The organism is Devosia riboflavina, from assembly GCF_000743575.1.
Classification (GTDB): Bacteria; Pseudomonadota; Alphaproteobacteria; order Rhizobiales; family Devosiaceae; genus Devosia; species Devosia riboflavina.
Genome location: NZ_JQGC01000014.1, coordinates 17308 through 38613, shown reverse-complemented (window position 1 = coordinate 38613; position 21306 = coordinate 17308). Strand labels below are relative to the sequence as shown.

General features: G+C 61.8%; 22 protein-coding genes. 14 read left to right on the top strand and 8 right to left on the bottom strand.

Translation table 11 applies throughout. From position 1 onward, the window contains the following. Both JP75_RS14960 and JP75_RS14955 read right to left on the bottom strand, forming a co-directional pair. The gene (locus JP75_RS14960) at window positions 1-648 is read right to left on the bottom strand and encodes a ChrR family anti-sigma-E factor (protein ID WP_035084422.1); all 648 of its coding nucleotides are present in this window, start codon (window positions 646-648) and stop codon (window positions 1-3) included. After that, entirely contained in the window at window positions 645-1322 is a 678-nt protein-coding gene (locus JP75_RS14955; RefSeq protein WP_244446324.1) for an RNA polymerase sigma factor, read from the bottom strand. Before JP75_RS14955 ends, JP75_RS14960 begins: the two co-directional genes overlap by 4 nt. A 172-nt stretch (window positions 1323-1494) precedes the next feature. Between JP75_RS14955 and JP75_RS14950 the strand changes: the two genes are divergently transcribed. Genes JP75_RS14950 through JP75_RS14940 form a run of 3 tightly spaced genes read left to right on the top strand, consistent with a single transcriptional unit; the run spans window position 1495 to window position 3816 of the window. Further along, the gene (locus tag JP75_RS14950) at window positions 1495-2799 is read left to right on the top strand and encodes an NAD(P)/FAD-dependent oxidoreductase (protein ID WP_035084418.1); all 1305 of its coding nucleotides are present in this window, start codon (window positions 1495-1497) and stop codon (window positions 2797-2799) included. After that, window positions 2796-3584, top strand: a complete 789-nt coding sequence (locus tag JP75_RS14945; protein ID WP_051960743.1) for a DUF1365 domain-containing protein — start codon at window positions 2796-2798, stop codon at window positions 3582-3584. The genes JP75_RS14950 and JP75_RS14945 overlap by 4 nt, the downstream gene beginning before the upstream one ends. 25 nt (window positions 3585-3609) lie before the next feature. Then, window positions 3610-3816 carry a CsbD family protein gene (locus JP75_RS14940; RefSeq protein ID WP_035084416.1) on the top strand — a complete coding sequence of 69 codons (207 nt, stop codon included), beginning with the start codon at window positions 3610-3612 and terminating at the stop codon, window positions 3814-3816. 55 nt (window positions 3817-3871) lie between these two features. On the opposite strand, the gene lnt is transcribed toward JP75_RS14940, so the two are convergent. Then, window positions 3872-5503 (bottom strand): apolipoprotein N-acyltransferase, encoded by a 1632-nt coding sequence (gene lnt, locus JP75_RS14935; RefSeq protein ID WP_035084414.1) that lies wholly within the window; start codon window positions 5501-5503, stop codon window positions 3872-3874. 136 nt (window positions 5504-5639) lie between these two features. Between lnt and tsaB the strand changes: the two genes are divergently transcribed. The 5 genes from tsaB to JP75_RS14910 all read left to right on the top strand — a co-directional run bounded on the left by tsaB (window position 5640) and on the right by JP75_RS14910 (window position 8351). Then, on the top strand, window positions 5640-6251 hold the full coding sequence (gene tsaB / locus JP75_RS14930; protein WP_035084411.1) for a tRNA (adenosine(37)-N6)-threonylcarbamoyltransferase complex dimerization subunit type 1 TsaB: 612 nt from the start codon (window positions 5640-5642) through the stop codon (window positions 6249-6251). Next, window positions 6251-6730 (top strand): ribosomal protein S18-alanine N-acetyltransferase, encoded by a 480-nt coding sequence (gene rimI / locus JP75_RS14925; RefSeq protein ID WP_035084410.1) that lies wholly within the window; start codon window positions 6251-6253, stop codon window positions 6728-6730. The genes tsaB and rimI overlap by 1 nt, the downstream gene beginning before the upstream one ends. A 90-nt stretch (window positions 6731-6820) precedes the next feature. Beyond that, on the top strand, window positions 6821-7219 hold the full coding sequence (locus JP75_RS14920; RefSeq protein WP_051960755.1) for a Fur family transcriptional regulator: 399 nt from the start codon (window positions 6821-6823) through the stop codon (window positions 7217-7219). Next, window positions 7219-8025, top strand: a complete 807-nt coding sequence (locus JP75_RS14915) for a lysophospholipid acyltransferase family protein (RefSeq protein ID WP_051960742.1) — start codon at window positions 7219-7221, stop codon at window positions 8023-8025. The genes JP75_RS14920 and JP75_RS14915 overlap by 1 nt, the downstream gene beginning before the upstream one ends. Window positions 8026-8102: 77 nt before the next feature. Next, window positions 8103-8351 carry a hypothetical protein gene (locus JP75_RS14910; RefSeq protein WP_035084407.1) on the top strand — a complete coding sequence of 83 codons (249 nt, stop codon included), beginning with the start codon at window positions 8103-8105 and terminating at the stop codon, window positions 8349-8351. Here the strand turns inward: JP75_RS14910 and JP75_RS14905 are convergent. The 5 genes from JP75_RS14905 to JP75_RS14885 all read right to left on the bottom strand — a co-directional run bounded on the left by JP75_RS14905 (window position 8348) and on the right by JP75_RS14885 (window position 14431). Next, window positions 8348-8596: a hypothetical protein gene (locus tag JP75_RS14905; protein ID WP_152565861.1), complete on the bottom strand. Its 249-nt coding sequence runs from the start codon at window positions 8594-8596 to the stop codon at window positions 8348-8350. The two genes, JP75_RS14910 and JP75_RS14905, sit on opposite strands and share 4 nt — an antisense overlap. A 122-nt stretch (window positions 8597-8718) precedes the next feature. After that, on the bottom strand, window positions 8719-10026 hold the full coding sequence (gene pncB, locus JP75_RS14900) for a nicotinate phosphoribosyltransferase (protein WP_035084402.1): 1308 nt from the start codon (window positions 10024-10026) through the stop codon (window positions 8719-8721). Between the two features lie 114 nt (window positions 10027-10140). Continuing rightward, window positions 10141-13059, bottom strand: coding sequence for an FAD-binding and (Fe-S)-binding domain-containing protein (locus tag JP75_RS14895; protein WP_084587701.1), 2919 nt, complete (start codon window positions 13057-13059; stop codon window positions 10141-10143). A gap of 73 nt (window positions 13060-13132) precedes the next feature. Continuing rightward, entirely contained in the window at window positions 13133-13468 is a 336-nt protein-coding gene (locus tag JP75_RS14890; protein WP_201772944.1) for a hypothetical protein, read from the bottom strand. 42 nt (window positions 13469-13510) lie between these two features. Further along, window positions 13511-14431, bottom strand: coding sequence for a LysR family transcriptional regulator (locus JP75_RS14885; RefSeq protein WP_035084400.1), 921 nt, complete (start codon window positions 14429-14431; stop codon window positions 13511-13513). Between the two features lie 436 nt (window positions 14432-14867). On the opposite strand from JP75_RS14885, the gene JP75_RS14880 reads away from it, so the two are divergent. The 6 genes from JP75_RS14880 (at window position 14868) to JP75_RS14855 (ending at window position 21306) form a co-directional block, all read left to right on the top strand. Then, window positions 14868-16160 carry an ABC transporter substrate-binding protein gene (locus tag JP75_RS14880; RefSeq protein ID WP_035084398.1) on the top strand — a complete coding sequence of 431 codons (1293 nt, stop codon included), beginning with the start codon at window positions 14868-14870 and terminating at the stop codon, window positions 16158-16160. A gap of 154 nt (window positions 16161-16314) precedes the next feature. Then, window positions 16315-17256 carry a carbohydrate ABC transporter permease gene (locus JP75_RS14875; protein ID WP_035084395.1) on the top strand — a complete coding sequence of 314 codons (942 nt, stop codon included), beginning with the start codon at window positions 16315-16317 and terminating at the stop codon, window positions 17254-17256. Between the two features lie 7 nt (window positions 17257-17263). After that, window positions 17264-18133 carry a carbohydrate ABC transporter permease gene (locus JP75_RS14870; protein WP_051960741.1) on the top strand — a complete coding sequence of 290 codons (870 nt, stop codon included), beginning with the start codon at window positions 17264-17266 and terminating at the stop codon, window positions 18131-18133. Window positions 18134-18137: 4 nt separating this feature from the next. Beyond that, window positions 18138-19157, top strand: a complete 1020-nt coding sequence (locus JP75_RS14865) for a Gfo/Idh/MocA family protein (RefSeq protein ID WP_035084390.1) — start codon at window positions 18138-18140, stop codon at window positions 19155-19157. Beyond that, on the top strand, window positions 19154-20233 hold the full coding sequence (locus JP75_RS14860) for a Gfo/Idh/MocA family protein (RefSeq protein WP_035084387.1): 1080 nt from the start codon (window positions 19154-19156) through the stop codon (window positions 20231-20233). The genes JP75_RS14865 and JP75_RS14860 overlap by 4 nt, the downstream gene beginning before the upstream one ends. 17 nt (window positions 20234-20250) lie before the next feature. After that, window positions 20251-21306 (top strand): ABC transporter ATP-binding protein, encoded by a 1056-nt coding sequence (locus JP75_RS14855; RefSeq protein ID WP_035084385.1) that lies wholly within the window; start codon window positions 20251-20253, stop codon window positions 21304-21306.

Sequence of the window (21306 nt, the reverse complement as noted above, 5' to 3'; positions counted from 1 at the left end):
CTAGATGCCGAGGAAGGGCTGGATGATCCGCATGAGACGGCTGCGGAATTTTAACGGGGCGTCGGTGATGGCAAGACAGATGCAATCTTCTTCCGGATCCGCCACCGGCTGATGCGTCAGCGAACCATCGGCGTCTTCCAGATCGCCGGGGCCAAAACTATCGACTTCGTCGTGGAACCGTCCGGTAAGCACCAGCGTCAGTTCGCGGCCGCCATGGGTGTGCTCGGGCACGGGCGTGCCGGCACCGATGCGGAGGAGCCGCACCTGGGTTTCATTGTCATTGGTGCGGATGACGATCTGCTTGGCCGTGCCCATGCTGCGCCATTTGAGCGTGTCGAGATCGCCGCCGAGATAGGAGCGGAGGGGTTCGGGCAGAGTAGCCTTGGCCGGGCGTTTTACCGGCTCGGCGGCGTCCTGCGGCTCGGTGAGAAGGCGTGCCTTGAAGCGCTCCCAGGAATCATCGGGGCCGGGTTCGGGCGCGAGGTTTTCCATCAGCGCGCCGGCCGCGGCTTCGGCGGTTGCGAGATTGCGGCGACATTCGGGGCACATGGCGAGATGGCAGGCGACGGCCAGCGACCAGCCTTCGGCAAGATTGCCCGAGGCATAGGCGAGGAGAAGATCGTCGTTGATGTGATGGCGGATGGTCATTTGAAATCCTCCAGCGCCGTGCGCAGGCGGCCGAAGGCGAGCCTGATGCGCGACTTGACCGTGCCGATGGGCAGGCCGAGCCGGGTGGCAATGGTGCTGTGGGAGGCCTCGTCGAAGAAGGACAATTTTATCAGCTCGACCTGCTCCTGCGGCAGGTTCTTGAGCGCGGCATGGAGCGCGGCGCTGCTTTCCTTGTCTTCCATGCGTTTGGGGGCATCGGGTTCGGGGTCGGCGACTAGGGCCGGATCGTCGGGATCGAAAGCCGGCCGGCGCTGGCGCCGCCACGCATCGATCCAGATGTTTCTCGCGATCGTATAGATCCAAGCCGAGGCATGGCCACGCGAGGGATCGAATTGGCCGGCCTTGCGCCAGATGGCCAGCATGGTTTCCTGCATCAAGTCTTCCGCCGCCTGGGTGTCGCGCGTCATCTTGAGGAGATAGGCGCGGATGCGCGGCGAGAATTCGCGGAACAGGGCCTCGAAGGCGACCATGTCGGCCGAGGCGGCAATGGCCACGAGCTTGGCGCTGAGATCGTGCGGTAGGGAGCCGTCATCGTTCTGGTCTGATGTCATGACCTGTTGGTTTTTGTCCTTGATGGGCGCAGGACGTCGCGGGCGGATCGTCGCCGCGCCATGGTTGCACTTCCCGGTCAGTGGGTAAATCGCCAGTGTCATGCCGCAATCTACGCTGGGTCCAAATCCATGGATCACCGCAACGGCGAAAATTCGCAGAAAGAAAAATATGACCGCAAAAGTGATCTAAATCGCTTCGGCGCCCGTATCTTCTTCAAACAGACGGGACCAGATCATGTTTCATTCCGCGGGTGCTTTTTCGGGGCCGCAATCCATGCGTAAGCGGGTTGCCGTCATCGGCAGCGGTGTTTCCGGCCTTTCGGCGGCCTGGCTGCTGTCGAAATCGCACGACGTGGTTCTCTATGAGGCCGAGGGCCGCATCGGCGGCCACGCCAATACCGTCGATGTGCCGGGGACCGGGCCGGTCGATACCGGCTTCATCGTCTACAATGATCGGAACTATCCCAATTTCACCGCCATGATGCGGCACCTCGAAGTCGATAGCGTCTCGACGGAGATGTCGTTCTCGGCGTCCCTTGATCGCGGCACTTTCGAATATTGCGGCGAGGGCCTGGCCGGCATGCTGGCGCAGCGCCGCAACGCGTTTCGGCCCCGCTTCTGGACCATGTTGCGCGACCTCATCCGCTTTTATCGCGAAGCGCCTTCGGTCATCGAACGACCCGACCTGCAGGGCATGACGCTCGACGAATATCTGCGGGCCCAGCGTTATTCGCGCTCCTTCGTCGACGACCATCTGCTGCCGATGGCGGCGGCGATCTGGTCTTCCACGGCCAATGACATTCGTTCCTATCCCTTGCTGGCCTTCGTGCGCTTTTTCGAAAGCCATGGCCTGCTGCTGCTGACGGCGCGGCCGCTCTGGCGCACGGTGCGGGGTGGTAGCCGGGTTTACGTAAATTCGCTGCTGAAACAGTTTTCGGGCGAGCTGCGGCTGTCTTCGCCGGTCGCAAAGGTTTTCCGCGATGCGACGGGTGTCACCGTGCGGGATCGGAAGGGCAATGAGGATCGGTTCGACCGCATTCTCATCGCGACCCATGCGGATCAGGCGCTGGCCATGCTCGACGAGCCGGCCGAAGACGAACGAAAACTGCTCGGGGCCTTTGAATACACCAAAAATCTCGCGGTGCTGCATGCGGACGCCAGCTATATGCCGCGCCGCAAGAAGGTCTGGTGCTGCTGGAACTATATTTCTTCGGCCGAGGCAGAAGGAAAACCGCTCTGCGTGTCCTATTGGATGAACAAGCTGCAGCATCTCGAGGGGCGCGATCTCTTCGTCACGCTCAACCCGCCGGACGATCCGCGCGAGGAAGTCGCCCGCTTCGAATATACGCACCCGCTTTTCGACGCCAAGGCGATCGCGGCGCAGGAAAATCTCTGGCGCATCCAGAGGCACAGGAACACCTGGTATGCCGGCGCCCATTTCGGTCGGGGTTTTCACGAGGATGGCCTGCAATCAGGGCTCGCCGCCGCCGAGGATATGGGCGCACTGCCGCGGCCCTGGATCGTGCCCGACCAGTCGGGCCGCATCACCCTGGCGCCGCTCGCCAGCATGGTTGCATGAGCATGGGTTCGGCAATCTATGTCGGGGAGGTGGTGCATCAGCGCCACCGGCCAAAGCGGCATAGGCTGCGCTATCGCGTATTTTCGATGCTCATCGATCTCGATGAGCTGCCAGCGCTTGATCGTCTCAAATATTTCGGCTGGGATCGGAGGGCGCTTTTTGCCTTCATGTCGAAGGATCATGGACATGGTCAGGGGCTTCGCGACTGGGCCACTGAGCAACTTCATGGGGCGGGTCTACCAGCGCCGGCAAAAATTCGGCTCCTCTGCTATCCGCGCATTCTTGGCTATGTGTTCAATCCATTAAGCGTCTGGTTTTGCGACGATGAGAGCGGCTCGCCGATGGCGACAATCTATGAAGTGCACAACACTTTTGGGGAGCGGCACACATACGTGCTGCCTGTTGGTGCGGAACAGGCGGCCGACAAGGAATTTTATGTGTCGCCCTTCATCGGGTTCGACTGTCGCTATCAGTTCAAGATCGTGCCGCCGGAAGAGCGGGTGCGCATCGCCATCAACGAGACCGAGGCAGGCGAACCGCTGCTCTACGCCGCCTTTTCCGGCACGCGTCGCGAGTTCACCGACGCAAATCTTCTAAAGCTGTTTTTCAGCCATCCGCTGATGACGCTGAAGGTTACGGCAGGCATCCACTGGGAAGCCTTGCGGCTGCTGCTCAAAGGCGTTCGCGTGCATGGCCACGTGTCCAATGACAAGATCAACGCGATCCGTTCACAGAGGCGCGAAGCCGATCACGTTTCGGAACCGGTTCCGGCTCCCAGGGATTAGCCCTTCATAACCAAAGGAGCTTTTCATGGACTGGAACCGCGTTGAAGGTAACTGGAAGCAGGTCTCGGGCAAGGTCAAGGAACAGTGGGGCAAACTCACTGACGACGATCTGACCGAGATCAACGGCAAGCGCGAGCAGCTCGAAGGCAAGATCCAGGAGCGCTACGGCAAGGCCAAGGACGAGGTCCGTCGGGATGTCGATACTTGGTATGACCGTCAGACCTGGCACTGACGCCAGTCTGTCGTTTGCGAAGAAGCCCCGGAGCGATCCGGGGCTTTTTTATGCCCTATTCCGGCAGTTTTCGCCGCGCGCGCCGCGAGGCGACGAAGCCGATCAGGATGCCGGCGATGATGGCAATCGCGAAGGGATAGTGCCGGAGCTGGGCAAAGATAGTGGGAGCGAGGCGCTGGTGGGGGCGGACGTCAAGCGCAGCCATCTGGCCGGGGACCAGTTGCGCGGTGATGCGGCCAAGCGGGTCGGTGGCAAAGGTGAGGCCGGTATTGGCGGCGCGGAGGAGGCTCATGCCCTCTTCGACGGCACGGAGGCGGGCGTGATGGGCGTGCTGGGCCGGGCCGATGGAGCCGTCAAACCAGGCGTCGTTGGTGACATTGAGGATGAACTGGGCATTGGCCGTATCGCCGAGATCGCCCGAGAACAGCACTTCGTAGCAGATGACGGCGAGGAAGGCCGGGGTGCCCGGCAGTTCCATCAGGCGGCGACGCGCATCGCCATGCGACCAGCCATCGGCACCCGGCACGAACTGCTTTATGCCCACACGGGAAAGAATGTCCTGGAACGGCAGGTATTCGCCGAAGGGAACGAGGTGGGACTTGTCGTAGCTGGCGATGATTTCGCCATCGGTATTGATGGCGACGAGCGAATTATAGGGCGCACCCTGCGGCTTTTCCCCGTCGAGCCCAAAAATCTGGCGCGGGACGCCGGCGAGCAGGGTCGCGGTCTCGGGCAGCATGCGGGCAATGCGCGCCAGGGCGTCGGGATAGGTATCGAGGAAGAAGGGGACGCTCGATTCGGGCCAGACAAGATGGGTGATGTCGGCAAGCCCCTGATCGGTGGGGTCCATGCGCATGTCCGAGAGCATGAGCAGGCGGTCGATGAGGGCGACCGGGTCGACATTGCCGAAATCGGCATGCTCATAGACCATGGGCTGGACGAGGCGCATGGCGACGTCCTGGCGCTCGGTGGCGACGGTGCCCGAGAGACGGTTCCAGCCATAGGCCAATTGGCCGGCAATCACGGCCAGCGCCAGGAAGAATGGAAAGAGCCGCCGGCTCATCGGGCGGTCGTCGGCCGGCCAGATCAGGGCTGGCGTCATGGCGAGGAGCGGGGCGAGGAAGGTCAGGCCATAGACCCCGATCACCGAGGCGAGTTGCATGAGCTCGTCCGTGCCGGTCAGCGCATAGCCGAGGAGATCGAAGGGGAAACCGGTGAGCACATGGCCCCTGGCAAATTCGGCGACGGCGAGGAAGGACGAGAGTGTCACGATGCGGGCGGCGCCGTGGCTCCAGAAGAGATGGGCGAGAGCGCTGGCAAGGCCCCAGAAGAGGGCGATCAAGGCTGCGAGAGCCGCGATGGCAAAGGGCATGAGCGCCAGCATCCAGCCGCCATCGACGAAGAAGGCGGCGCCCAGCCAATGGAAGGCGACGAGGAAATAGCCCCAGCCGAAGGCGAAGCCGATGGTGAAGGCGGGCCCGAAAATCCGCCGGAACCAGTTGCGCTTGCGCTCGGCCCCGTCGAGCGCCCAGACCCAGAAGGGCATGGCGACAAAGAGCGCGGGCAGCACGAAAAAGGGCGGCACCGAGAGACCGGCGACGGCCCCGGCGACAAGCAGGATGCAAAAGCGCTGCCAGCCATGGCTGAGCATGGTGGTTTCGGCCAGCCAGGTCACGGGCTTGATCATGGTGGGGGCAGACGCGAATCACGGCACATGCCGGGGAAGGTCGCCCCGAGGGCGGGAGGCGTCAAGGCAGTGGACTTGGGCTCGCGCTGGCGTTACGAGCCAGAATGCCTGAACGTCGCTGCCGACAGGAGCGAGAATGACGAAGCCGCCCATCACTCTAGCCATCGACACGGCCGCGCCGCGCCTGCAACTGGCCGTCCTGCGGGCCGATGGCGTGACGGATGTCAGTGTCGACGATATTGCGACGGGTCATGCCGAAATTCTCTTTGATCGGCTTGCGGCGCTGCTCGCGCGCAATGGTCTCGGCCATGCCGACGTGCAACGGATTGCCGTCACGACCGGGCCGGGCTCGTTTACGGGATTGCGTATCGGTCTTTCGGCGGCACGCGGGCTGGGGCTGGCGCGAAAGCTGCCGGTGCTTGGTATTCCTAGTCTTTTCGCCCTGTCGCTTGGTGTCGCTTCGGGTCCGGTGACGGTGCTGCTTGATGCGCGCCGGGGCGAGGCTTATTTCCAGGCCTTTTCGGCGCCGGGTGTGGCCGAGACCGAGCCCATGCTGCTGCCGATCGAAGAGGCACGTAGCCGCGTGGTGCCAAGCGTGACGCTGGTCGAATCCCCCTTTGTTGATCTCTCGGCCATGGTGCGCTTCGCCGGTTTCGCCGATCCGCTGGCCTATCCGCCGCACGCTGCCTATATCCGCGATGCCGATGCCAAGCCGCAGGATGCGGCCAAAATTCCGAGGCGGGTGTGATGGACAAGCTCTGGATGGCCCCGCATGGGCTGCATATCGAACCGGCTGAATTGAAGGACGCGCAGCGCCTCGCGCAATTGCATGCGCAGGGCTTTTTCCGCGGCTGGCCGGTCGCCGATTTTCTGGGGTTTCTCGAGGACAAGGCGACGCCGACCTATGTGGCCTGCGACGCCAAGCGCCGCATTGCCGGCTTTGCGCTGATCCGGCTCGTGGCCGATGAGAGCGAACTTCTTACGATTGCCGTCGACCCGAAATGGCGCGGCAAGGGGGTGGGGCGGGCGCTGCTCGATGCGGTCTTTGCCGACCTCATGATGTCGCCGGCGCGAAAAATGTTCCTCGAAGTCGACGAGCAGAACCAGCCGGCCATCAAACTCTACAAAAAGCTTGGCTTCTCGACGGTTTCGTCGCGAAAAGGCTACTATGCCAAGGCCGATGGCAGCGCGGCTACCGCGCTTGTCATGACGCGCGATCTTGGGTAACCCCATGCCGAACAAGGCTAGGCAAGGAGACATGGCTTGAGCAAGACGCCGTCCGATCCGACCCTGGAAGAAGCCTGCGTGGCGCGCGGCATGCGCATGACCGACCAGCGGCGCGTTATTGCGCGGGTCATCGAGGAAAGTTCCGACCATCCCGACGTGGAAGAGCTTTACCGCCGCGCCTCGGCCATCGACCCGAAAATTTCGCTCTCGACTGTCTACCGCACCGTCAACCTCTTCGAGGAAGCAGGGCTCGTCACCAAGCACGATTTCAAGGACGGTCGCGCCCGTTTCGAACTGATTCCGGACGAGCATCACGACCACCTGATCGATATCCGCTCGGGAAAAGTCATCGAATTCCGCAACGAGGAAATCGAGGCCATCCAGGAAGTCATCGCCAAGCGGCTGGGATATCGGCTCGTCGACCACCGTCTCGAACTCTATGCCGTGCCGCTGACGGACAAGGCGGGGCAAAAGGACAAGTCCGAATAATGATCCGCCGCAGCCTGTTCTTCATCTTCATCTTCCTGCCTGTGCTGATCGTGATCATCCCGCTGCAGGCGCTGGTCATTGCCCTGAAGCTGCCGTTCTGGCCGGTCCTGCCACAGGTCTTCCACAAGGTCGGCTGCTGGTTCCTTGGCCTCAGGGTCACCGTGATCGGGGCACCGGCCAAGGGCCGGCCAACGCTGTTGGTGTCCAACCATATTTCCTGGACCGATATCGTCGCCATCGGCTCGGTGGCGCCGGTGACCTTTGTGGCCAAGCAGGAAATCGCCAAATGGCCCTTCGTGAGCATGATGGCGAACCTGCAAAAGACCATCTATGTCGACCGCACCCGCCGCTCGGGCACCGGCCGCACGGCCGAGGCCATGGGCAGGCATATGGCGGATGGCAATGCGGTGGTGCTCTTTGCCGAGGGCCAGTCCGATATCGGCACTCACGTCCTGCCCTTCCGCTCGGCGCTGGTCGGCGCGGCCCAGCACGCCATGGAGGCGGCCGGCGCGATGGAAGTGAACATCCAGCCCCTGACCGTCGCCTATACCAGGCTTGAGGGCCTGCCGATCAGTCGCAATGAGCGTTCGCTGGTGGCCTGGATCAAGTCCAAGTCGGTCAAGCAGAACATTGCCGAAATTCTCGGGGGACCGCGCAAGGACGTCACGGTAGCCTTCGGTACGCCGCAGGTTCTGGCCCATGGCGCCGACCGCAAGACGGTGACCAAGGCCGCCGAAAAGGAAGTGCGTGCCATGCTGGTGGCGCTCAATCGCGACCTGCCGCTGCCGGTTTCGGTGCAAGTTTAGGCGTTAGGCTTAACGCGCGGCTTCGCTTCGGAATTAACGTTTTATTAGCTATGTTGGCCCGGTTGAAGGAGGCCGACATGGATTGGCAAATTATCGCTATCGTGCTCATCGCGGCCACGACGCTCGTTGCTTTTGTGCGGAGCGAGAAGCGGCAGAAGTTTGCCGCCATGGCCGCCCAGGCTCGCCATTTTGCCACCGCGCCGGCCTATCGGCATCGGGCATCGGGCACTGTCGCGCCGGCCCCGGCCTATATTCCCATGGGGCTTTCGCCCTCCGACCGCATGTTCCTGCAGTCCATCGCCAAGACGGCAAAAAACAAGGACTAGCTCGCGAGCCTCGACTTGAGGCGGCCGACGATCTTTGCGGCCTTGACCATCAAGGCCAGGTCAATATCGCTTTCATCCATGCCATCCTCGCGCTCGATCCAGGCCGGGATAAAAATTTCGTGCCGCTGCTCCCGGCCGTCGATGGTTTCGGTGAGCACGGCCTTGACCTTGCCCGTCACCCGATTGACGAGGCGCGGGTGGTCGTGGCGTTCGGCCAGCGCAATGTCGATTAGTTCAAGACTCATATTCGGCTCCATTGGAGCCCCCGTGCCGAAACTGAACCTAGTTGGTTCATGAGGCATTAATGCGCCGGCGCGCCCATGGTTTCTCCACAGGGCGCGCTTTGTTTGCTTTGAGGTGAAAAGCGTCAGACGCGGACGGCGTGCTCGACGCGGCCGGCATCGCCGAAAACGCGGATATAGCGCTCGATTTCGCTCTGTTCGCCCGTTGCCTTGGCCGGATTGTCCGAGAGTTTTACCGCCGGTCGGCCATTGGCCTCGCTGACCTTGGCGACGATGGAAATCGGTTCGAGGCCGCGATTGTCTTCGGGCGAGCAGCCTTCAAAGTCGTTGGTGAGGTTGGTGCCCCAGCCAAAGCTCATGCGGACGCGTCCATCGAAATGGAGATAGGCTTCCTCGATCATGTCGACGTCGAGCCCGTCGGAAAAGATCAGCAGCTTCTCCTTGGGGTCGCGGCCGCGGCTCTCCCAGAATTTGATGATTCGCTCGCCACCTTCGATGGCCGGAGCGCTATCCGGGCGGAAGCCGGTCCAATCGGCAACCCAGTCGGGCGCATCGCGGAGGAAGGCGTCGGTGCCGAAGGCATCGGGGAGGACGATGAGCAGGTTGCCGCCATAATAGCTCTTCCAATCCTGCAGCACGCGATAAGGCGCCTCGCGCAACTCGTCGTCGGACCGCGCCAGGGCCGCCAGCACCATGGGCAGCTCATGGGCATTGGTGCCCAGCGCTTCGAGATCGGTATCCATGGCGAGTTTTACGTTGGAGGTGCCGGTGAAATTGTCGCCGATCCCTTCCTTGAGCGCTTCCACGCACCAACGCTGCCAAAGAAAAGAGTGGCGGCGGCGGGTGCCGAAATCTGAGATTTTGAGGTCCGGCAGCTTTTGCAGCCGCTCGACCTTTTCCCACATCTTTGCCTTGGCGCGGGCATAGAGAACGTCGAGGGTGAAGGGGCCGTAGCTCTTCATCGCGGCGCGCGAGCGCAGTTCGTTGATGATGGCGAGGGCCGGGATTTCCCACATGGACGTTTCGACCCAGAGGCCGGGGAATTCGAGCACGAACTGGCCGTCGCGCTTTTCCAGGCGATATTCCGGCAGTTGGAAATTTTCGAGCCAGCGGAGGAAGCCGGGCTGAAAAATCTGCTTGGACCCATAAAAAGTGTTACCGGCCAGCCAGATCATTTCCTTCTTGGAAACGCGCAGCGTGCGGCAATGGTCGAGCTGGGCGCGGAGCTCATCGATGTCGATTTCGTCGGCGAGGCGAACGGATTTGGTGCGGTTGATCAGCGAGAAGGTGGCGTCGACCTTGGGATAGAGGCCCCAGATCATTTGCAGCATCAGGAGCTTGTAAAAATCCGTGTCGAGCAGACTGCGGATGATCGGATCGAGCTTCCAGGTATGGTTGTAAACGCGCCGCGCAATATCGGTATAGGTAGCCATCTCGTCCCCACTTCGCGACGCGTCTTGTAGCGCGGGACGCCTCGGCTTGAAAAGCCGCGGAAGCTCTGGGGCGTCCAGTGTGGCCCCGGCTGGGTGCCGGGGCCCTGTTCGAGATCAGGGTCGGCTGGCCCATTCGAGGAGGCTTGCAAGGCTCACGAAGGGGATGTCGGCCCTTTCGCTGAGACCCGAGGCGCAGGTCGAGACCGTGGAAACGCCCAGCGTGCAATTGTCCGGAATGTCATTGTGGACGCGGCGGGTCGCGTGGGCGTTGAGTTCGGGCAGGAACAGGCCCTTGTCCCCGGCATAGCCGCAGCAGGTGATCGAGGAGAGCACGGCCAGTTTGTCGGCGCAGGCGGCGGCAACGGCTTCCGTCGCCGGCTGTTCGGCAAGGCGCTGGGCCGAGCAATTGTGGTGCACGGCGACAACGGGCAGTTTTTGTGTGATCGCCAGTTTTGGCAGCACGTGGGTGACGAGGAACTGGGCCGAGTCGGCGACCGGCGCATCGCCGGGGAATTCCTTGAGGTGCTTGGCGCAGGTGGAGGCGTCGGTGACGACATTGAGGCGACCGGCATCGGACAGCACCGACAGCTCGGCCTTGAGGGCCTTGCCGACTTCGGCGGCCTGTTCCGGAAAACCCTTCGACTGGAAAGGTTGGCCGCAGCATTGACCCGTAAGATGGTCGGGCACGATGACGTCGTAACCGGCGCGCTCGAGGAGGGCCATCATCGCCGCGGGCGTGTCGAGCAGGTCATGCTCGGTTTTCGGCGCGCCGAACATGCGGCTGGGGCAGGCGGGGAAGTAGACGATCTGCGGACGGCCGGCCTGCGCGGTGGGGACCGGGAAGCCGGTCTTGCGCGGGTCCTGCCTCGCGTCGTGGGCACGGGGTGCGCCGGGGCCGTGGTGCAGGGCACGGGAGACGCGGGGCACGCGCTTATTGGTGAGGCGCCGGGCTGTTTCGGTGATGGCCTCCACGGCAGGGGCGGGGATGATCGTGCGGGCCGCATCGGCAAAGGCGACGCCGCCGCGCATGGCGCGTTCCACCGTGCCGCGGTGGTCGGCGGCAATGCGGGCGACGGTATGGGCCGTGCCGCCACGACGGCGGGCGCGTTCGCCCAGAATAAGAGTACCGGTCTCGATGCCGACGGGGCAGCGCAGCGAGCAGAGATTGCAGGCGGCACAGGTATCCATGCCGGCATATTGGAAATCGGCCTCGAAGCGGGCGAGGCGGGCGGGGTCTTCGCCACTGGCACGTAGGCGGGCGCGTTCGCGGGTGACGGCGATGCGCTGGCGCGGGGTCAGCGTCATATGGTGGCTGGGGCAGGCCGGCTCGCAGAAACCGCATTCGATGCAGAGATCGACGATTTCGTCGGCCAGCGGCATGACCTTCAGGTTTTTGACGTGGATTTTGGCGTCATCATTGAGCAGCACGCCGGGATTGAGCAGGCGCTCGGGATCAAAGAGTGCCTTGATGCGATGCATGATCGCATAGGCTTTTGAGCCCCATTCGGCCTCGACGAAGGGTGCGATGGCGCGGCCGGTGCCGTGCTCGGCTTTCAGGGAACCGCCATAGCGCAGCGAGACGAGCTTGCTCAGTTCCTGGTTGAAGACGTCGAATTTTTCCGCGGCGCCGGGGACAGAAAAATCGTCGCCCATCTGGAAATGGAGATTGCCGGCAAGCGCGTGGCCGAAAATGACGGCGTCGGTATAGCCGTGCTCGTCGAGCATGGTGCGGAGGTCGACGACGAATTCGGCGAGCTTTTCGATCGGGGCGGCAACGTCCTCGGTGAGCATGATCGTGCCCTTGGGGCGCGCAGCGCCGGCCGAGGTGAAAAAGCCTTTTCGAATGTCCCAGAGGGCGTGGCTGCGATGCTCGTCCGTGGAGAGGTCGATATGAGTTGCGCCATGGCGGGCGAGGAGGGCGTTGGCTTTGGCGACTTCCATTTCGAGCGTTGCGGCATCGGGGGCCGTGACGTCGATCAGCACAGCCGGCGAGTCTTCCGTGAGCCAGGGCAAGAGCGGGGCCATGGGGGCAAGATGTTCGACCGTGGCGAGGGCGCGGCGCTCGATATATTCGGCGGCGGTGACGCCTGTGGTCACCTGCACGCCACCATTGGCCATTTCGATGATGGCGCGGCCGGCCGATTGCGGATTGGGGAAGGGGATCAACCCCGTGGCCTTGAACGGGTGCTCGGGCACGGTGTTGTAGGTGACTTCCGAGACGAAGCCGAGCGTACCTTCCGAACCCACCATCAGGTGGATGAGAATATCGAGCGGGTCGTGATAGTCGACCAACGCATTGAGCGAATAGCCGACGGTGTTCTTGATCCGGTATTTGTGGCGGATCAGGGCGACGAGTTCTTCGTCCGCCATGACGTCATGGTGGAGCTGATGGAGCCCAGCCAGCATCTTGCCATGCGAAGCGCGAAAAGCGTCGCGGCTGGCGGCATCGCCGCTATCGAGCATGGTGCCGTCGGTGAGGACGATCCGCAGGCGGTCCATGGTGTGATAGGTGTTTTGCGCGACACCGCAGCACATGCCGGACGAGTTGTTGTTGACGACGCCACCGATCTTGCAGGTCGCCTGGCTCGCCGGGTCCGGCCCGATCTTTTTGTCAAATTTCTTCAGCGCGCGATTGGCCTCGGCAACGATGATGGCCGGCCCCAGGGTGATCTTTTCGGCGCCCGGATGGATGGCCAGCTTGCGCCAGCCATCGCCCAGAACGGCGAGCACGCCATCCGTGACGGCCTGGCCTGAGAGGGAGGTGCCGGCGGCGCGAAACGTGACGGGCAGGCCCTCGGCGCGGGCGGCCTTAAAAACCTCGCGCACATCGTCTTCGGAATTGACGAAGACCACCACGGCCGGGATCAGCCGATAGGAACTGGCGTCGCCGCTCCAGGCATAGGTCATCAGGGGATCGGTATGGATCGCGCCGCGCACCAGGGGTTTTAGGCGCGCCGCAACGCGCTCGCCGGCGGCGAGGCGCAGAGGTGTGGGGGCTGTGGGCTGAATCGAAAAGAGAGGGGCTTGCTGCATGGGTCGAAGCTAACATGTTAGCGGCGCGGCTGGCGAGGGTGTTTGAGAAAACGCCGCCATTCCATCCCGCCGTTCAGCCCAGGATTGCCCAGATAAGGGCCGCAAGATTGAACAAGGCCGTGAGAGCTGGACCGAAGGTCTTGAGACGATCCTTTATGGTGGTGCCGATATAGGCATCGAAGGCCTGCACGATGATCATCATGGTGGCAATGGCGAAGAGCCAGCCGGCCTGCTGCAAAACAAGGGCCGCTATTGCACCAAGCAGCAATGCTGCGCTTCTGCCGCCGGCATAGAGCGCAAGAGTTTTGGCCTCGCCCCCGGCGGTTCGAAGTGCAGCGATCGAATAGCCGAAGCTGACGGCGGCGCTGATTGCCGTGATGATGGCGCAGACAAGATAGGGCAGGGTCATGGCATTCCTTGAAACGAGCTGCGGTCCGAAAAGATGGGTCCGCTAGAGCGGCGGCAGCGTGGCCTTGGCCGCTTTGGAAATGCGCGCGATCAGGTCTTCGACCCGCTCCTCGCCGCGTCTTTCCTTCAGCACATAGATGCCGGCGACATTCATGCGCAGCGGTTCGGCCTGTTCCACCTCGAAAAGCCCGCTTTTGGTGAAGGCGTCGCGCATCACATGTGTGTGTGTGAGGACTGCCTGGGTGGAAAGGGCGTAGTCGATACAGGCGGCGAGGGAATTGGAGCGGAAGGCATAGTGGGTGCGGTCGAAAATGGTTTCGGCCCGGGTGCGGCGGCGTGAAATATCGAAGAAGCGCTCGTGCCGGCTTTCGGCCAGCGAGCTGATGATCTGCGGATAATCGTTGATCTGCGCCCGGCTGCGCGGCGCCCCCAGCAGCGGGTGCTGCTTATGTACAAAGTGGGCGTTGTAGATCCGGCTCAGGGGGATGAAATCGGTACCGATGCTGGGATTGAGCCCGTCGATCTCATGGGCGAGGAAAAGCGAGATATCGCCCGACAGCATCTGGTCGAGAAGGCGGAGCTGGTTACCGAGGCTAACCTGCACGGGTGCCTTGGGAAATTCCAGCTGATAGGCGATGACCAGATCCTTGAGAAACATGGTCCACCACGAATAGCCCGAGCCCACGGTAAGGCCTCTTTCGGTGCCGCGCTGCTGGTCGGCAATGGCGCTCAAGGTGTTATCGTAGAGCCGGTTCATCAGCCGCGCATTTTCGTAGAGCGTTTCGCCATAACGCGTCAGCCGCACTCCGCGCGAAGAGCGCTCGAAAAGCGGCGCCCCAAAAGTCTCTTCGAGCTTGCGCATGTTGAAGGTGAGGGTGGGCTGGGTGATAAGGAGGGTCGTTGCGGCGCCACTGAGCGAACCGGCATCGGCCACCGCCAGGAACTGGGTGAGCAACTTGTCCAAAACGATATCCTCCGACGCTGGCCATAGATTTCTTCTATAATATGCCGGGCAATTTTGTAGTTTTCCAAGAGGAGATTTTGCGCCACTGTGCAGCAGAGACAAAAGGCCCCGGCGAGAAAGCGCGATGCGCGCCACCACTGGGCAAACCGGGAGGACAGCGCCAGGACGATTCGCGCGGCAGCGGCCGCCACGAGGCGTCTCAGTCAAAGAAAATCTTCCATACAAGGATTGTTGCCCCGCGGCGCGGTCCTATGGTAGGGGTAACTGGCTGGTTATTTGTGAGGAGAGGTTTTGCGCAAAGCGGCAGGCACAGCAGTGTTGGCGATGCGCTTCATATGCTCAATACAGTAACCGGTTGGTGATTTAGCGACGGGGAGGTCGCTGGTTCAATTCGCTCCGCAAGGCTGGAGCAACAACTGTTCATGGGAGGAAACACATGACATTTCGTATGGATCGCCGTCAGTTCCTGATGGGAACTTCGGCTCTCATGGCTGCCGGTGTCGCCGGCATCAGCCCCGCCTGGGCCCAGGCCGCCAATATGCGGCTGATCTTCTGGGGCGGCCAGAGTCGCGCCGACCGCACCTATGGCGTCACCGATCTCTTCGAAGCGGCTACCGGCAACAAGATCGAAGGCGAATTCCTCGCCTGGAACGATTACTGGCCCAAGCTCGCCACCCAGACTGCCGGCGGCAATGCCCCCGACATCATCCAGATGGACTATCGCTATATCGTCGAATACGCCAAGCGTAACGCCATTGCCCCGCTCGACGAATTTGTTGGCGGCGCGCTGAAGCTCGACGGTTTCGATGAAGACCAGCTCGAAGGCGGCAAGGTCGACGGCAAGCTTTATGGCATTTCGCTCGGCGCGAACTCGGTGGCGACCCTGGTCAATACCGTGGCCTTCGAGGAAGCCGGCGTCGAGCCGCCGACCAATGACTGGACGCTCGATGACATCATGACCAAGGGTGAAGCCTTCTCCAAGGCCAATATCCGCAATGGCATGAAGATGATGTCGGACGGCTCCTATACCGAGCCGATGCTGGACAACTGGCTGCGCCAGAAGGGCCTCGCCCTCTATACCGCCGACGGCAAGCTCGGCTTTGGCGCCGACGAAATGACCGAGTGGTTCAACCTCTGGAAGACCTTCCGCGATGCCGGCGTGATCGTGGCGCCGGATGCGCAGGCTCTCGATACCGGCCCGCTCGAAACCACCATGCTCGTTTCGGGCAAGTCGGCCCTGATGCCGTCGAACTCGAACCAGCTTGTCGGCTTCCAGGCTCTCGTGCCCGACAAGCTCGACATGGTCGGCTATCCGCGCCTCGCCGCCGGTGTCGGCGGCGGTCACTACCGCAAGCCCTCGATGTTCTTCTCGGTTGCCGGCTCCTCGGCCGCCAAGGAAAAGGCTGCGGAATTCCTCAGCTTCTTCATCTCCGATCCGGAATCGGCAAAGATTCTCGGCGTCGAGCGCGGCATTCCCTGCCTGCCCGAGACCCGCGACATCGTCGCTCCGACCCTCGATGAAGCCAACCAGATCGCCCTCAACTTCGTGGCGAACCTGGGTGACCTGCTTGGGCCGTTGCCGCCGCCGCCGCCGGCCGCTGCCGGTGAAATCGATCTCTCGCTGCTGCGCGTCATCGGCCAGGAAGTGGCCTTCGGCGCTCGCACGCCGGAAGATGCTGGTCCGTACTTCGTCGCCGAAGCCACGGCCATCCTCGAACGCGCGAGCTGATTTCAAGCAAAGCCACGCGCCCCTTGGGGCGCGTGGTCGATCTTCGGTTTCAATGGCGGCGGTGCTCCAGGGGAATGCCCCTGCGGAGCGATGTCGGCCATGACCGGCCCTGCCCTTATGACCAGGTGATCGGCCTGGGGAGGACGAGCTAAGCATGACACTGCAACACGTCGCGACGTCGGCGCCGGCAGAGGCTGAAAAGCCTTCGGTCTGGCGACGCATCTGGCAACAGGATGCCCCCGGCTACCTGTTCCTCTTGCCCTGGTTCATCGGCTTTTTCGGCCTGACCCTGGGGCCGATGATTTCTTCGCTCTATCTGAGCTTTACCCATTTCGACCTGTTGACCGCGCCGCGCTGGGCTGGCGTCGACAACTATGTCCGCATGTTCACCAATGACCCGAAATTCGCCGCCTCCATGCGCGTGACGATGTTCTTCGTGGTCTTTTCGGTGCCGCTAAAACTCGCTTTTGCGCTCGGCGTGGCGCTGCTGCTCAATCGCGGCATGAAGGGTCTTACCCTCTATCGTTCGCTCTTCTATCTGCCGAGCCTTCTGGGTGCTTCGGTCGCCATTGCCATTCTCTGGCGCCAGATTTTTGCCGCCGATGGCTTGGTCAACAAGTTCCTCTCCCTCTTCGGCATTATCGGGCCGAGCTGGATTTCGAACCCGAATTACTCGCTCTGGACCCTGATCGTGCTCTCGATCTGGCAGTTCGGCTCGCCCATGATCATCTTCCTCGCTGGCTTGAGGCAGATCCCGCAGGACATGTATGAGGCGGCCTCGCTCGACGGCGCCAGCAAGTGGCGCCAGTTCTGGAAGATCACCCTGCCGCTGCTTACACCAGTCGTCTTCTTCAACGCGATTATTCAGACGATCGAAGCCTTCAAGAGCTTTACACCCGCCTTCATCATCTCGGGCGGCACGGGCAATCCGATCAATTCGACCCTGTTCTACACGCTCTATCTCTACCAGGAGGCGTTCGGCTTCTTCCGCATGGGCTACGCTTCGGCTTTGGCCTGGGTGCTGCTGGCGCTCGTTGCCATCTTCACCGCCTTCTCGTTCCTCACCTCAAAATACTGGGTGCACTACGATGACTGATGCCCCCATGAAACTGACCGTGGTCGGCGCAGAAACTCCGATCTGGCGCAAGCGCCTGATGTCGGTGGTGAGCCATGGCCTGCTTATAGGCGCCTCGATCCTGATGCTTTATCCGCTGCTCTGGATGCTCGCCGCATCCTTCCGGCCGGAAAACGAGATCTTTACCTCGGCCAGCATCATTCCCACTTCCTGGAGCATCGATGCCTATTTCCGCGGCTGGAACGGGCTGAGGACGTCCTTCTCGGTCTTCTTCACCAATAGCTTCATCGTCTCGACCTTTTCGGTGATCGGCAATGTCTTTGCCTGTTCGCTGGCAGCCTTTGCCTTTGCCCGTCTCGAATTCCGCGGCCGCCGCATCTGGTTCGCGCTGATGCTGATGACGCTGATGCTGCCCTATCAGGTGACGCTGATCCCGCAATATGTGCTGTTCCGTCAGCTCGGCTGGGTCGACACCTTCCTGCCGCTGATCGTGCCGAAATTCCTTGCGGCCGATGCCTTCTTCATCTTCCTCATGGTGCAGTTCTTCCGCGGCATTCCGCGTGAACTCGACGAAGCCGCGATGATGGACGGCGCCGGACCCTGGCGTATCTACTGGAAGATCATGCTGCCGCTCTCGACCCCGGTTCTGGCGACGGCTGCCATCTTCACCTTCATCTGGACCTGGGACGATTTCTTCGGCCCCCTGATCTACCTCAACCGGATGAGCGACTACACGGTGATGCTCGGCCTCCGCACTTTTACGGACTCAACCGGCATGTCGGACTATGGCGGGCTCTTCGCCATGAGCGTCCTTTCGATCGTGCCGATTTTCCTCTTCTTCCTCATCTTCCAGCGCTTGCTCATCGAGGGCATCGCGACCACCGGTATGAAGCGTTAAACCTATGTCTGACCTGAAATTCGCCGCCATCGGCATCAACCACGCGCACATCTATGGGCAGGTCGACTGCCTGAAACGTGCCGGCGCAGAATTCGTCGCCTTCCACGCCCTGGAAGACGACCTAGCCGCCACGTTCGGTGCCAAATATCCGGAAGCCAAGCGGGTTTCAGACCCGCGTGCCATTCTCGAAGATACTTCCATCGGAATCGTCGTCACCGCCGCCATTCCCGGCGACCGCGCCGATATCTGCCTTGCCGCCATGCGCCACGGCAAGGATGTGCTCACCGACAAGCCGGGCATGACCACCCTTGCCCAGCTTGACGAGATCAAGCGCGTGCAGAAGGAAACCGGCCGCATCTTCTCCGTGCTCTATTCCGAGCATTTTGAAGTGCCTGCCACTGTCGAGGCCGGCAATCTCATTGCTAAGGGCGCTATCGGCGAGGTGATCAACACGGTGGGCCTTGGGCCGCATTCTTTGCGCCTCAACAACCGCCCCGACTGGTTTTTCACGCGCAATCGCTATGGTGGCATCCTGTGCGATATCGCCAGTCACCAGTTCGAACAGTTTTTGTTCTTCTCCAACGCCAATGATGGGGAAGTGATCTCCTCGAGCGTCTACAATCGCAACCATCCGCATCGTCCGGGTCTGCAGGATGTGGGCGATGCCCATGTCCGCACCGAACGCACCACCGGCTATATCCGCGTCGACTGGTTCACCCCCGAGGGCCTCCCCACCTGGGGCGACGGTCGCCTGACGATTTTGGGAACCGAAGGCTATATCGAGCTCCGGAAATATATCGACGTCGCCGGCAAGCCGGGTACGGACCATCTGTTCCTCGTCGACAAGAAGGGCGTGCAGCATATCGATTGCTCTGGGGTCGACCTGCCCTTTGGCCGCCTCTTCCTCGATGACGTCAGAAATCGGACCGAGACGGCCATGCCGCAGGAGCGTTGCTACAATGCCATGAAACTGGCGCTGACTGCCCAGGCCAAGGCCGAACAGGGTACGGAGTGGGTGAAATGAGCCGGATTCTTAACGTCGCCGTCGTCGGTTGCGGCATTGGCCGCTCGCATATTGTGGAAGGCTATCTGCCCAATGCGGATAAATTCAAGGTCCTGGCGCTTTGCGACCTCGACCCGGAACGCCTGAGCAAGATCGGCGATGAATTCGGCGTGGAGCGCCGTATCACCAACTTCGACGACCTGCTCACCATGGACGATATCGACGTGATCGACGTCTGCACCCCGCCGGGCGTGCATTTCTCCATGGTCACCAAGGCCCTCGCGGCCGGCAAGCACGTCGTCTGCGAAAAGCCGCTCGTCGGCTCGCTCGCTCAGATCGATGAGATCGTGGAGGCCGAAAAGGCCGCCAAGGGCAAGCTGATGCCGGTGTTCCAGTATCGCTTCGGCGATGGCATCGAGCAGGCCAAGAAAATCATCGATTCCGGCATTGCCGGAAAACCCTTTGCCGGCACGGTCGAAACCATGTGGCGCCGTGAGGCCCCCTATTATGCCGTGCCCTGGCGCGGCAAGTGGAAGACCGAACTCGGCGGCGTGCTGATGGGCCATGCCATCCACCCGCATGATATTTTTACCTACCTCATGGGCGACATTTCGCGCGTCTTTGGCCGCGTGGCGACGCGGGTCAATCCGATCGAAGTGGAGGATACGATCTCCGCTTCGCTCGAAATGAAGAGCGGCGCTTTGGCGAGCTTTACCGCGACCTTGGGCTCGGTGGATGAAATCACCCGCGTCCGCCTGCAGTTCGAAAACGTCACCATCGAAAGCGACCATGCGCCCTACAATCCGGGCCATGCGCTCTGGAAAATCCTGCCGCGCAATGACGAGGTGAAAGCGAAAATCGAAGCAGCGCTCGCCAATTGGCAGCATGTGCCGAGCCGGTTCCAGACGCAGATGGCGCGCTTCTACGACGCCATCGATGGCAAGATTCCGCTGCCGGTGACCTCGGCCGACTCGCGTCGTTCGCTCGAACTGGTGACGGCCTTCTACCATTCCTCTTCCACCCACCAGGAGGTCGTTCTGCCCCTGGGCCCCGACCACCCGCTCTATCAGAGCTGGGTTCCGGCCGAGTTCCGGTAAGCTTCAGGAGAAGACCCATGGCAACCAGCATTCAACTGCGCCAGATCCAGAAATCCTATGGCGACGTGGCCGTGATCCATGGCGTCGACCTCAATATCGATCCCGGCGAGTTCACCGTCTTCGTCGGCCCCTCGGGCTGCGGCAAGTCCACTTTGCTGCGCATGATTGCGGGACTCGAGCCGATCACCGGCGGCGACCTGATCATCGATGGTCAGCGCATGAACGACGTGCCGGCGGCCAAGCGCGGCATCGCCATGGTGTTTCAATCTTATGCGCTTTATCCGCATATGAGCGTCTACCAGAACCTCGCTTTCGGCCTCGAAACGGCAAAGATGCCCAGGGACGAGATCGAAAAGCGCGTGCAGCGCGCCGCCGAAATTCTCAAGATCGAGCCTCTGTTGAAGCGCAAGCCGAAGCAGCTTTCGGGCGGCCAGCGCCAGCGCGTCGCCATCGGCCGTGCCATCGTGCGCGAACCGAAGATTTTCCTTTTCGACGAGCCGCTGTCGAACCTCGATGCCGAGTTGCGCGTCGCCATGCGCGTGGAAATCGCCAAGCTGCACAATGATCTTGGGAATACCATGATCTACGTGACCCACGATCAGGTGGAAGCCATGACCATGGCCGACAAGATCGTGGTGCTGCGCGCCGGCGTCATCGAGCAGGCCGGTGCCCCGCTCGAACTCTATAACAATCCGCGCAATCTCTTCGTTGCCGGTTTCATCGGCTCGCCGAAGATGAATTTTCTCACTGCGACCGGCGAGGGCGAAACGGTGAAAACCGCCAGTAGTTCGCTGCCGCTCGGCCGTTCGGCCGTCGGCACGGCGACGCTGGGCGTGCGTCCCGAGCACATCACCATTGTCGAAGGTTCTGGTGCAAAATTCGCGGACCTGCGCGTCGATCTCGTCGAAAATCTCGGCGGCCAGACGGTGCTTTACGCAACCGCCACCGACGGCCAGGCCCTGACCGTGGTGCTCGAAGGCCAGCGTCACGTGGAGCTCGGTTCGACCGTTCCGGCCTATATCGATCCGGCCAAGGCGCATGTGTTCAACGCTGAAGGCATTGCCATCCGCTAG